General features: G+C 44.3%; 9 protein-coding genes. 3 read left to right on the forward strand and 6 right to left on the reverse strand.

Going from position 1 to position 13,502, the window contains the following annotated elements; all coding sequences use genetic code 11:
- Window positions 1–48 precede the first annotated feature (48 nt).
- Entirely contained in the window at window positions 49–2,394 is a 2,346-nt protein-coding gene (locus J7384_RS08105; protein WP_209112879.1) for a Tex family protein, read from the forward strand.
- Between the two features lie 76 nt (window positions 2,395–2,470).
- On the opposite strand, the gene J7384_RS08110 is transcribed toward J7384_RS08105, so the two are convergent.
- The 4 genes from J7384_RS08110 to acs form a co-directional block, all read right to left on the reverse strand.
- On the reverse strand, window positions 2,471–4,633 hold the full coding sequence (locus J7384_RS08110; protein WP_209112881.1) for a GGDEF domain-containing phosphodiesterase: 2,163 nt from the start codon (window positions 4,631–4,633) through the stop codon (window positions 2,471–2,473).
- Window positions 4,633–6,171 (reverse strand): PAS domain-containing methyl-accepting chemotaxis protein, encoded by a 1,539-nt coding sequence (locus J7384_RS08115; RefSeq protein WP_209112883.1) that lies wholly within the window; start codon window positions 6,169–6,171, stop codon window positions 4,633–4,635. Before J7384_RS08115 ends, J7384_RS08110 begins: the two co-directional genes overlap by 1 nt.
- 475 nt (window positions 6,172–6,646) lie before the next feature.
- A complete protein-coding gene (locus J7384_RS08120) occupies window positions 6,647–7,702 on the reverse strand; it encodes a DcaP family trimeric outer membrane transporter (RefSeq protein WP_209112885.1) in 1,056 nt (351 codons plus the stop codon).
- A gap of 169 nt (window positions 7,703–7,871) precedes the next feature.
- The gene (gene acs, locus J7384_RS08125; RefSeq protein WP_209112887.1) at window positions 7,872–9,770 is read right to left on the reverse strand and encodes an acetate--CoA ligase; all 1,899 of its coding nucleotides are present in this window, start codon (window positions 9,768–9,770) and stop codon (window positions 7,872–7,874) included.
- A gap of 234 nt (window positions 9,771–10,004) precedes the next feature.
- On the opposite strand from acs, the gene J7384_RS08130 reads away from it, so the two are divergent.
- Together J7384_RS08130 and J7384_RS08135 are read left to right on the forward strand one after the other, a co-directional pair.
- Complete coding sequence (locus J7384_RS08130; protein ID WP_209112889.1) at window positions 10,005–10,316, forward strand: TraR/DksA family transcriptional regulator; 312 nt, start codon at window positions 10,005–10,007, stop codon at window positions 10,314–10,316.
- A 51-nt stretch (window positions 10,317–10,367) separates the two neighbouring features.
- Window positions 10,368–10,619: a DUF465 domain-containing protein gene (locus J7384_RS08135; RefSeq protein WP_209112891.1), complete on the forward strand. Its 252-nt coding sequence runs from the start codon at window positions 10,368–10,370 to the stop codon at window positions 10,617–10,619.
- Between the two features lie 77 nt (window positions 10,620–10,696).
- On the opposite strand, the gene J7384_RS08140 is transcribed toward J7384_RS08135, so the two are convergent.
- On the reverse strand, window positions 10,697–11,386 hold the full coding sequence (locus J7384_RS08140) for an exonuclease domain-containing protein (protein ID WP_209112893.1): 690 nt from the start codon (window positions 11,384–11,386) through the stop codon (window positions 10,697–10,699).
- Between the two features lie 34 nt (window positions 11,387–11,420).
- Window positions 11,421–13,298 (reverse strand): putative nucleotidyltransferase substrate binding domain-containing protein, encoded by a 1,878-nt coding sequence (locus J7384_RS08145; RefSeq protein ID WP_209112895.1) that lies wholly within the window; start codon window positions 13,296–13,298, stop codon window positions 11,421–11,423.
- Window positions 13,299–13,502 lie beyond the last annotated feature (204 nt).

The raw sequence follows: 13,502 nt of genomic DNA on the forward strand, positions 1-13,502 counted from the left end.
AGTGCCTACAAGCATGGTTAGGTCGAATTATTGAGGACTCATAAAAGAATGCAAATTGCTGAGCAGATTGCCACTGAATTGGCGGTAAAAACTGGCCAAGTACAAGCCGCCATTCAATTGTTAGACGAAGGCGCAACGGTGCCGTTTATCGCGCGTTATCGCAAGGAAGTAACCCAAGGCTTAGATGATAACCACTTGCGCCATTTAGACCAGCGTTTAACGTATTTGAGAGAATTAGCCGAGCGTCGTCAAGTGGTGCTAACCAATATTGAGCAACAAGGCAAACTAACGCCTGAGCTTAAAACTCAAATAGAGCAAGCAGATAACAAGACGCGATTAGAAGATTTATACCTGCCTTATCGACCAAAACGCCGTACCAAAGGGCAAATTGCCATTGAAGCTGGTTTAGCACCCTTGGCTGATAAGTTGTTAGCAGACTGGCAACTAGAGCCAGAACTTGAGGCTCAAGCCTTTGTTAATGCCGATTCTGGTTTTGCTGATGTTAAAGCCGTACTTGATGGCGCTTGTTATATTCTAATCGAACGTTTTGCTGAAGATGCCAACTTACTGGAAAAATTACGTCGTCACTTGTTAAAGCAAGCACACCTAACCAGTACCGTTGTCGCAGACAAAGAAGCCGAAGCGAGTAAATATCGCGATTACTTCGAACACAGCGAACTGTTGCGCAAAGTACCTTCTCACCGCGCTTTAGCCATGTTCAGAGGTCGCAATGAAGGCTTTTTACAGCTCAATTTAAACGTTGATCCCGGCCAAGAGCAAAATACCACTTCCAGTGCCGAGCAAATTATTTTTGACCATTTTGATTTGCGGCTATCGAGCCAAGCTGGCGCGGCGTTTTTAACGAAAGTTGTGCGTTGGACTTGGAAAGTAAAATTGAGTCTGAGCCTAGAAACTGAGTTGTTGGGCAACCTGCGCGAACAGTCAGAAGTAGAAGCGATTAAGGTCTTTGCAACGAACTTAAAAGATTTACTGATGGCAGCACCCGCAGGCGCTAAAACCACACTTGGCCTAGACCCAGGTTTGCGTACGGGTTGTAAAATTGCCATTGTTGATGCGACCGGTAAGTTATTGGCAACCACCACAATTTATCCGCATGCGCCACAAAACAACTGGGATAAGTCAGTTCGTACATTGGCTAACTTGTGTAAGCAGCACAAGGTTGAGTTAATTGCCGTTGGCAATGGCACCGGCTCGCGCGAAAGTGACAAGCTAGCGGCAGAAGTGATTAAGTCGTTAGAAGCCAACAAGCCCAATAAAATTATGGTGAGCGAAGCGGGAGCATCGGTTTACTCGGCGTCAGAATTTGCTGCCAATGAGTTTCCTGATCTAGATGTTTCTCTACGCGGTGCAGTTTCAATTGCTCGTCGCCTTCAAGACCCGCTAGCGGAGTTAGTGAAAATAGATCCGAAATCAATCGGAGTTGGTCAGTATCAACACGATGTTAGCCAATCGCAGTTGACTAAAACCCTCGACAACGTGGTTGAGGACTGTGTTAATGCTGTTGGTGTTGACCTTAATAACGCCTCAGTACCACTGCTGACACGAGTGTCTGGTTTAACTAAAACCATGGCGCAAAACATTGTTAGTTATCGCGATCAAAACGGTCGCTTTAACAATCGCAAAGAGTTGACTAAAGTTCCTCGTTTAGGGCCAAAAGCATTTGAACAGTCGGCGGGCTTTTTGCGCATTCAAGCGGGCGAAAACCCACTCGATCAGTCTGGTGTTCACCCTGAAACCTACCCAGTTGTAGAGAAAATTATTGCCCAACTCAACACAGAAATTAGTACCATTATTGGTGATAAAGATCAGCTAACTAAACTCAATATCGCCGACTTGACTGATGATAAATTCGGTGAGATCACGGTCAAAGATATTGTTCAAGAACTAGAAAAACCGGGACGCGATCCACGGCCAGAATTTAAGACCGCCAGCTTTCAAGAAGGTGTTGAAACGATTGCTGATTTGAAGGTTGGGATGATTCTCGAAGGCGTTATTTCAAATGTCGCTAACTTCGGTGCTTTCGTTGATATTGGTGTTCATCAAGACGGCTTGGTTCATATTTCATCGCTCACTGATAAATTTGTCAGTGATCCACGTGAAGTGGTGAAAGCGGGTGATATTGTGAAAGTGAAAGTGACAGAAGTCGATGCTGACCGCAAACGCATTAGCTTAACCATGCGTTTAGATGAAAAACCTAGCGCAGGCGGCAACGCCAATAACAACCGTGGTAAACACCACGCGAAAGCTAACCACAATGGCAAGCAGCATGCTAAAGGCAAGCAAAACCAGCGCAATGTTAATAAAGCCAAAGAGCCAGCTAATGCGGCAATGGGCAATGCTTTTGCCGATGCCTTTGCCAAGTTAAAGAAGTAGTGACAGACTCGTTATACTGAACACTTAAAGATAAAAAAGGCGGGTTCACCCCGCCTTTTTTGACTTTGTTGAATAGCTATAATGCGTTGTGCTTTTCAAGCAAGCTAATACAATCTGCTAATGGTTTTGCTGGGCTGTAGTAAAAACCTTGAATGAGATTACAGCCGTACTCGGCGAGTTGTTGTATCTGCTGTAGTTCTTCAACGCCTTCGGCAATAACTTGCATACCGAGCCCTTGGGCTATAGTAATTAGAGATTGGGTCAAAATTTGTTGATGCTTGTCAGAAGTAATGTTCTGGACGAAAGAACGGTCGATTTTCAAAATATCGGCGTTGTAGTCAATCAAATTACTCAGTGATGAGTAGCCAGTACCAAAGTCGTCTAGTGCAACTTTAACACCGCGTTCCTTCAACGAACTTAGCACTGCTTGAGTGTATTTGTTCGATGACATTGCGATTGATTCGGTAATTTCAATAACAATTGAGTCGTACGGTAAGCCGGCATTGGCAATGGCGTAACTAATCGATTCACCTTCTTGTGAGTGTCTGAACTCATTTATTGAACGATTAATTGAAAAGCTAATCTGCGAATAGCCAAGTTGATGCAGATGCTTTAAATCTTCACAAGCGCGTTTGAGGACAAATTCACCAACATCGAAAATTAAACCGTATTCTTCGGCAACGGGAATAAACTCACCTGGCGATATAAAGCTTTGACCGTTGGGATCCGGAAAACGAACCAATGCTTCGAACTTGATAATTTTATCGTGCTTGGCACAAAAGATTGGTTGGTAAAATACTGCTAGCTGCTCTTGCTGTAGCGCGCGTTTAAGTTTTTCTTTGAGCTCGAGCTTTTTCAAGTAAGTGGTTTGTAATTGTTTGTCGTGCAAGGCAATCAAATTACTTGCGTGCTGCTTTACTTCCCTCAAGGCGTGCTGAGCACTGCGCAGTAGTTCTTCACTGCTGCAACCACTGCCGGGATACTGGGCAATGCCGATGCGTGCACTGACATCAATGACTAAATCAGCAACGCGATATTGCGTGTTTAAACAATCGAGAATATCTTGAGCTTTTTGGCAGATGTTGTTTGTGCTCTCGATATCGCTAACAAGTATCGTGAACTCATCAGCGCCGTAGCGACAGGCATGACGAACAGAAGGAACTTGAGTCAGTAAGTTATCGGCAAACAACTTGAGAATTTCGTCGCCAACTTCTTCACCGTATATGTCGTTGATATCTTTGAAATGAGCGATATCAATGAGCATTAATGCAAATTCACTTTTTGTTTTTTCTGCTTCTAAAATATGTTTGTTCAGGTGATCAATGAAAAAACGGCGATTGCTTAGTTTCGTTAATGACTCGCGGTTGGCATAAAAGAACAAGCGCTGCTCGGCATCTTTCCACTGTGAAATATCGTGAAAAACAGCAACGTAGTGAGTAACTTCACCAAACGGGTTGGTAATGGTATTAATTGTTAGGCTTTCAGGGAATACTTCGCCATTTTTTCGTTTGTTGTAAACTTCACCACTCCAGCGACCATACTCTTGCAGCTGCTGCCACATTTCGTGATAAAAGTCAGCGTCGTGCAAGCCCGATGAAAAAATATTGGGGTTTTGGTCTAGCAGTTCATCTGCTTGGTAGCCCATTACCTGACAAGCTGCTGGGTTCACTGAGACAATTTTGTTGTCACTATTAGTGATTACGATTGCTTCAGAGGTGTTTTCATAAACAAAGTAAGACAATTCAAGCTTGCGCAGTATTTCGTCTTTGTCTGCAATCACTTGCTGATAATAAAGCTCTTCACCAACAATGTATTTGACACTTTCAAACCAGTCTAAATCTAAGTCGATATCTTTTATTTCTTGGTCAAATAAACAAACCAAAATACCACTAGGCTCACTGTGATGAGATATGAGTGAAGTACCAAAATAGGCTTCAACACCAAGTTCTTGTAATGCTTGGTCGTCGGGAAATAATGCTTGAATTTGCGCGGGATAGTAGCAAGGCTCTTGTGAATCGTTGACGATCTGACAGGGGGAACCCGCTAAGTCGTAGGTGAAGTTGTCAGCAACTTGGCCATCGACCAAGTTGAATACGGTTTCTGCCCGTTGATGGTTGTCGATAAACTTAGCGATAAAACAATACTTTGGCTGATACTTATTAGCGATCAGCTTGAGTATATAATTTATGCGCTGCTCATGGCTTTGCAGGCTTAGTAGTTGTTTAAATTCTGGCTTCATTATCTAAAGGTCGAGCTTAACGACTCTAATTCCTCGGCACTTTCCGTGATACTATCACCGTTACTTTTCACTTGCTGCGATATCTCGGTATTTTGTTGAGAAATATCGTGAATATTAGTGATGCTTTGGCTGATTTGCTCGGCTGCGACACTTTGTTGCTCTGTGGCTGTTGATATTTCAGCTGCGCGGTTAATGATTTCATTCATCATTGAGCCAATTTCGGTAATGTGTTGTTGCGCGTTAGCGGTATCGACTGAGCATGATTCAGCGTCCTGCTTACTGACTAGCATTACTTGGCTCCACTGTTTAAGAGTGTCTTGTAACTGCACAACCGAATCTTGAATTTGTACAGTTGCCTCTTGGGTGCGATTAGCTAGGGTTCTGACCTCATCGGCAACCACGGCAAAGCCACGGCCTTGCTCACCAGCTCGAGCGGCTTCAATAGCAGCATTTAGCGCGAGTAGGTTAGTTTGGTCGGCAATACCTTGAATCTCACTCATAATGCTAGCAATACTATCGGCATCGGTAACTAGTGTGGTCGCGGTTTGTGCCGCAGTATCAACTTGGCTGGCAAGCTCGGTGATCTTAGTTTGGCTGCTACTGATAGTCGCAATTGTTGTTTGGCATTGAGTTTGAACTTTGCCGATTTGTTCATGTGTATTGTTAGTGTTAACACTAATTTCTGCGACTGTGCTGCTCATTTCAGTGACCGCGGCAGCAACTTGATCTAGGTGAGCATTTTCATTTTCTAGGCCATCAAGGGCTTGTTGAGAAGACATTTGCAAATGCCCAGCACAGCTGCGCAACTGTTTACCTGAGTCAGCGCTGCGACCTAAAATGGTTTTCACTTTTGCATCCATGAGCAGATACGGGTAATCAATGATGGCTTTGATACCTTTACCGCTATATATCAAACGAGAGGGGCTATCAAAGTGCTGTTTTACTTGTTCAACGTGATTAGGTAAGGCAAATATTTCAGCTGAAAAAATTCCCGCGATTAACGCAGTTAATAACAGAGGCAACCAGATTGATGGCCAACCAAAGCTGACACCACAAGCAATAGTTAAAGCAATAATAGAGATCGCGGCAATCAGATATTTGAGTTTGAAATTAGTTTGCCACTCGCTGACCGATTGGCCCTGATTGAGTTGATCGTACAAAGCCTGTGCCTGCTGTTTTTGAGCTAGCGAAGGACAACGTCTAACGGATTGATAACCAACAATTTGATCGTCTTGGTAAAGCGGCGTAACAAAAGCATCTACCCAGTAGTAATCACCATTTTTACAGCGATTTTTCACCATACCTCGCCACGAGTCACCGCGCTTCAACTTAGCCCATAAATCGCCAAACGCAGCGGCAGGCATATCGGGATGACGCACGAGATTGTGAGGCTGACCAATCAATTCTTCAACAGTGTAACCTGCAATATTGCAAAATTCGTCGTTGGCGTAAGTGATAGTACCGTGTAAATCAGTTGTCGAAACTAACTGCTGTGACGGTGAAAAAGTCACTTCTCGTTGGCTTGTGTGGGGTGCCATAAAATATCCTGTTATTAGCGAGTACGATCAATTCGACGATTGAACCAATAGTTAGTATAGCTACTAATATTAATCGTGTTGTTGACCATGAAAATTGTCTTTGCAATTGTCCCTAATATGTTGAGATTTTTGTCAAAGACTGTCGAATTTTAGCGGATATACCTAATAATTCAAAGGCATATAAACGTGAAAAAGCAACTGAATATCTTCTACTATTTCGAAAGGTCAACCAGATGGCTTTTTTAACGTTATTAAGGTGTTGATTTGTATTGTTTTTAGAATTTTTATTGTTTTTTGTTGGGATTTTATGCATAACCTTTATTTTGGGTTATCAAAAAAAAGGGAAGCATAGCTTCCCAAAAAGTGACCAATTGGCGGTCATATTAACGCAAAGGGGCATCGCCCAGGTTGGAACTTTACTCAATGTTCAAGTGATGCATATTTTGCGCACTTGAACACTAAGAGCGAAGTTAAATTACAAGGTATACTTAGCAGAGAACTGCGAATAGAACGAATCACCATTAGTAGCTGGGTTACTGTCGTCTTGATCAAAGCGACCGACTTCAAAACCCACTGATAGCTTAGGCGTAATGTTTTGGAATAAGTTAATGCCGTACATAATGCGATCATTATCTGCAACATCGGTGCTGGTGATACCGTAGAATACGTTAGTTCTTAAGGTTTCTGTCCAGAAGTGGCGATAAGCAACGGCAACCGATACCGACTCTTCAACTTCTTCGCCGACTAAATCGCGTGCCGCAACGACACCAACGTAGCGACCGGTTTCACCGGCGTGTACTTGAAAGCGGAAATCGTCTTTGCCAAATGTTTTAATGCGACCGGCAATACCACCGCCAAACGCAGTTTCGGAGTTGCCACCGGCAGTATTTAGCTTTCTCGCTAAACCAGCAACTGAAACATTACCCCAATCGCCTTTAAAAGTGTATTTAGCCATTAGGTCTGGCAGGTTGTCTTGGTTGGGATCACCGCGGTCAGATTCTGGGTTTTCAAGCGCAATCTGAAAATTGCCATTGGTGTAACGAATTTGTGCTTGGCGAATAAACGCTGCAGCGTTTAGGGTACCGCCAAAGTTGGCCGATTCAGCCAAGGCACTGGTATTCATGAATGTTGTCCACGTTTGTCCAACTAAGAAATTTTTATATTTTACAAACGCGTGTCGAATTCGCGGGCTCGCCGAGTTAGTGACGATTTGGTTACCTTGAGCACTGGTTAAAAAATCTAGCTCAATAAAACCGGTTAAGTCACCACTGGTGTATTTTGTGTTAAAACGAGTTTCGTCTGCAGACAGAGTAACGCGGTTGACACCACCTTCGACAACCCGTGCTTGTCCAATCCAGAAGTCGTCAACGATACTAACAACATCACCGTTAACATAGCGTAAATCAGTTTTGATATAGCCACCAAAGGTAATGGTGTCTGTATCTGTTAGTTTTATTTCGTAGGCGGCGTTAGCGGTATTGGCTAAAGCAAATAAGCTTGCTGCTACGAGTGTTTTTTTCGTGTTATTCATAGTGTCCCCCCAGACAGAGCCAAATGGCTCTGGGTCGATAATTGACCCGCTACTTGTTTCATTACTGTGAATGTATGCCTGGGCGAGTAGTTATATTTTTATCAAGGTGCCCAGGCCGGCTAATTTTTATTATTCTTCGGCTTGCTGATTTAGGCGCGCCGTTAGCTTGTTATTCTTCTAAGGTGCTTAAATCTCCTTCATCTTGGCCAAGTGCGCGTGCTTTTAATACGCGTCGCATAATTTTGCCGGAACGTGTTTTAGGTAAAGCATCGACAAAGGTGACATCTTCAGGTGTCGCGATTTTGCCCATTTCATTACCAACGTGTGCGCGCAGTTCTTGCGCTAATTCTTTGCTACTGGCGACGCCTTGTTTAAGTATCACGTAGGTGTGAATAGCGTTGCCTTTAAGTTCGTGAGGTAGGCCTACGGCCGCCGCTTCGCTTACTTGTGGATGGCTGACCAAGGCACTTTCAATTTCAGCGGTACCGAGTCGATAACCACTGACTTTTAGCACTTCATCCATCCGGCCAATGACCCAGATATAACCGTCTTCGTCAATTTTGGCACTGTCACCAGCGAGGTATTGCCAGTTGCCGTTGTCGTCTTTGCTCCAGTACAAATCTTGGTAGCGTTGGTCGTCTTTAAATACTGTTCGCGCCATACCTGGCCAAGGGTTTTTAACAATTAGCTTACCTTCTTCACCGGCGCTTACTTCTTGGCCTTCGTCATTGACTATCGCCATTTCATTGCCGAAGAATGGCTTAGTGGCTGACCCTGGCTTGAGCGGGGTAATTGGCAGTGGACAAATCATGAAACCACCGGTTTCTGTCTGCCACCAAGTGTCGATAATGGGACACTTGTCTTGGCCAATAACATGGTGATACCAACGCCATGCTTCTGGATTAATTGGTTCCCCAACACTACCGAGTAAGCGCAAGCTCGACAGGTCGTGTTTTTGTGGCCAGCGGTCGCCAAAGCGCATTAAGCCGCGAATTGCCGTTGGTGAGGTGTATAAAATGTTGATGCCGTAGTTTTCGACAATTTGCCACCAGCGGTTTGGGTAAGGGTAGTTAGGCGCACCCTCGTAAAGCATGATGGTGGCACCGTTGATCAGTGGCCCGTACACGATGTAGCTGTGACCGGTAATCCAACCTGGATCGGCCGCACACCACCAGCGATCTTGTGGCTTAATGTCAAATGCCATGCGGTGGGTGGTCGAGGTATAAACTGCGTAACCGCCATGGGTGTGAACCATGCCTTTTGGCTTACCAGTAGTGCCTGATGTGTACAAGATAAACAGCGGGTCTTCCGAGCTGGTTTGTTCTGTTTCACATTTAGAACTGGCAATCGGCAGTGCTTTTAAATCGTGTAACCAAAAGTCACGAGCGGGTTCCATTTCAACGTCGAGCTCGTTGTTTTTAACACAGATACACACTTCGATACTCGGTGAGCGTTGCATCGCTTCGTTGGCAATAGATTTTAAATCAACCTGCTTGCCGCGACGCCAGCCGCCGTCAGCGGTTATCAGTACACGCGATTGTGCATCATCAATACGAGAGGCTAGTGCTTCCGTGCTAAAGCCACCGTATACGACAGAATGAATAGCGCCGATTTTTGCGCAAGCGAGCATAGCAAAAACAAGTTCAGGGATTTGCGGCATATAGATGGTGACAATGTCACCTTTGCTGACCCCCATGCTTTTTAATACGTTGGCAAATTGACACACTTCTCGGTTTAGGCCGTTGTATGAGAAGTTGCGCACTTGGCCGTTTTCACCTTCCCAAATAATTGCCATTTTGTTGCGGTTGGCATTGGTTAAGTGACGGTCGATGGCATTGTCAACGATGTTAATTTCTGCACCGGAAAACCACTTATAAAAAGGCGCTTGGCTTTCGTCTAGTACTTTGTCCCACTTTTTATACCAACTTAGGGTATCAGCTTGCTCAGCCCAAAAACCTTCGCGATCAGTCACTGAATAGTCATACATAGCTTGGTAATCGCTAACATTAGCTTGTGCTATAACTTCATCGCTTGGGTAAAAAATATCAGCATTGCTGGAGTCTTTCATGGTGACCTCATGGTTAAAAATTAGTTATTCCGTGATTACTAATAACCATAGAGGGGTGCGACAAAAATCGGAATTAGACCTAAGTCTAAATCACAGATTGTCGGAGGTAGACTTTAGTCGCATAACGGAGAATTGAATTGCGATATTTTCTTTGTGCCAGATCAATATTCAATCGGGTTAGAGGCGTAGACTGGCTCTATCAGTTAGAGATTTTGTAGAGACTTTGGAGGGTTTATGAACCAGTTAATTCACGACCAACTCATTGCTAAACGCACCGAATTAGTCAACCGATTAGCGGCGATAGAAGCAGACTTACAAAAGGGGCGCTCACAAGATTTTTCTGAGTACACCACTGAGTCTGAAAATGATGAAGTGCTCGATGAAATTCACATCGAAGCCAAAAAAGAATTGAAGCTAGTCGGTGAAGCGATTCAGCGATTGGAGAACGATCAGTACGGAGCATGCGTCAACTGTGGTGAGCAAATCGCAACAAAACGACTACAGGCACTGCCGTATACCACATCTTGCATTGACTGCGCGCAATAAAGTCGCCGTTGAAGTCAACAATATATTTATCTTAAAAATTAGGGAATTATTATGCCAATTGAAAAGCACGATTTACATCACGAGTTTCCAGAATATCACGATGAAATTCACGACTTAAAAATGAATAACAATCACTTTGCTCGTTTGTTTAAGGAATATCACGAGCTTGACCACGAAGTTAACCGCATTGAGCAAGGTGTTGAGAATACCGCCGATGAGTATTTGGAAAAGCTCAAGTATCAGCGCTTGAATTTAAAAGATCAGCTATTTGGCATGATTAAAGAGAGTCAAGCGACTGCGTAGTTGACCTGTAATCGCTTACTTCGTATAACTTGATAACTAATGTAAACGGTTGCCATTTACTTGATGGCAACCGTTTTTTATGAGCGCAGCAGATGTTTTAGGGTAATGTGTTGCGATTCTCGCTGCTTAATCATCGCCAAAAACAGCTCTGCGGTTGCAATCGCATCGCTCAGCGCGTTGTGAGCATAATGGCCCGGTAGGTGGTAGCTTTCTCGCAAATTCGCCAGGCGCAGCTGAGAGGGATCGTAAGCAATATCTTTGGCATCTAGCCTTTTTTTCTCAATCACGAGTGTATCAATAATCGGTATTACTGGTGCCATGCCGTAGAGTTTTAGACAAGCCTCTTTTAAAAACTCCCGTTCTATTTTGGCGTAATGTACTAACATCACTTTACCGGCAAGTGCTTTTAAAATGGTTTCAACCACCTCTGCTAACGGTTTGCCTTCTGCTTTTTCTTGGTCGGTAATTTGGTGAATGGCAACGTTATCTGCTTTTAATGCGCCATTGCTGGTAATAATCTGATGAAAGCTGGTTCCTAGTTTTATTTGTAGTTCTGGCATCTGGATAAAACCAACGCTGAGCAGCTTGTCGGTTTTGGCATTTAGTCCCGTCGTTTCAAAGTCTAACGATAAAATATCGAGGTGGTGCACGGGGGTGCTCGACTCTGGGAAGGGGACCGAAAGGTAGTCCTTTAATGGCCCGTCGGGCGCTTTTTTCAATAGCCTTTGTCGTTTTGCATTCAGGCCGAATAGTTGTCGAAATACCATAATTTTCTAATGCTACTGCACGGCATTACTGAAGTTAGTAAACCGATTGGCGAGATTCCTGTAGTGTTTTTATGACTTTAAATGCGTCTTTTAAATGTTCGCGCTCTAACTTAGAGAGTGACTTAGGTGATAAGTAATTATCGGGCGCTTGCTGTTGGCTAATTTGCTCAGCTTGGTGCTTCATTTTTAGCATCGAGAGAAACTCAAAGGCGTCGAGTAGATTCTTGGCTGACGCTTTTGTTACTGCTCTGGTGCCTGCGACCTTTTGCAAGCGCTCGCGAGTATTGACGGCGCTAATGCCTTCTGAAAGCGCATAGATTCGAGCAAGATCGACTATCGGTGCAATACCATTGTGTTTTAAATCCAAACTCGCTTTGTTTTTGCCGTCTTGAATCAACACGAAGTCGCGGAAAAAGCCCAGAGGCGGTTTGAGTTGCAGCGCATTCTTCGACAAGTGAGCAATAAACAAAGAGCTTTGCTTGGTCTGCGACAGCACTTTAGCGCGAATGTCTTCTAAAAGCCGAGTATCGCCATATATTGCCGTTAAATCGAAGAATATACTGCAGTGCAGTAGCGCCTTCGGATCTGGCGTATTAATCCAGGTATTGAAATATTGTCGCCAGCGTTTTTGTGGTTGGCGCCAGCGTTTGGTCGTTGCCATGATATCGCCGGGACAATAGACAAAACCGCATTGTGCCAAGCCATCACAAACATAGGTCGCCAAGTTGGCAAACCACGGTTCGTGCTCTGGCTGAATTTGGTCGCTGATGATCAGCCCGTTGTCTTGATCTGAATGGGCAAACTGTTCCTGTCGTGCTTGTGAGCCAGCGGCTACCCAGACATAAGGTACGGGTGCGGCACCATATTTTTGTTCTGCTAATGCGATTAAGCGAATGGTTATCGCCGTCGTTATTGCGCTAACGGTTTTACCTAATTGACTGGCACTCGCGCCGAGTTTCGCCATTTTGACCTGTAATTTTGGCAGCAAGGCACTGAGCTTTTTGAGTTCAATAATACTGTCAGCCTTGTGAATCAAACTGGTTAGGTTGACGGCGTTTTGCTCTTCTTGACGCATTAAATCGGTAATGGTCACCATACCGGCGAGTTTGCCTTGGTGAGTTACCGGTAAATGATGGATGTTCAAACTGGTCATTAACATTAATGCGTCAAAGGCACTTTGACTGCTCGAGAGCGTGGTAATGTCTCGGGTCATAATTTCGCTGACGGGCGCGACAATTGACAAACCTTGGGCAACACAGCGCCTGCGAATGTCTTTGTCGGTGATAATGCCAGCAGTTTTGCCGGCGTCAACCACCACTAAACAGGAAAAGTTCTGCTCAGTCATTGTTATTGCCGCTTGTTGGATCGTCGCATTACTCTCTATCGTTGCCACCGGTGTGTGATAAAAGTCGCTGACATTGGTATTGAGCAAACTCGAATTTAGAATCGCGTTTTGATTGGCTTGGTCGAGTACTTGCGATAAACGCTGAGCCGGAGACTGTTGAAAGAAGGCTTTTACTTGGGGTAAGTCGACAATAATGTCTTTTAGCAGGGCAAAATCAATACTGTAAAGCAAGCAATCTTCTTCGCAGACAACTCGAATGGTTTTTGACTCTTCTGGGTAACAAAATACTGTGCATAAGTCACCTTCACCGTATTTACCGAGTAGCTGCTGTTCTTGGTCGGTGTGGTCGTGGTCAACGCGTTCTGGCAGCTGAAAATAACTGAGTGCACCTTTGCGCACTATATACAGCTTTGCGCCTTGCTCTCCTTCCGGCGGCAGTTCTTGCTGAGCACGGACATAGCATATATTTATCGCCTTCAGTAATTGCTCGAGTTGGTCTTCTGATAGGTGCTCAAAAGGCGGAATAACCCTAACAAAGGCGTGAATTTCAGTGAGTGCATTTTCCATAGTGAACCATCGACAAAATGTGCGTTCAGGGTTACTTAAGCTGCTGCCATCTTGGGCGTAGCCATTGTTAAAGTCAATCTAGACTAAAGTGTAATACCTCGGCTGGAAAAAGCTTGCTAGTGTTGATAACAGGAGAGTCTAGTTTGACTATTTCGCTAGCACTAAAGCGCAGTAATCAAACCAGAAATCTCTGAATATACAACT

The sequence above is a fragment of the Endozoicomonas sp. G2_1 genome, assembly GCF_017744155.1.
Lineage (GTDB): Bacteria > Pseudomonadota > Gammaproteobacteria > Enterobacterales > Alteromonadaceae > JAGHQT01.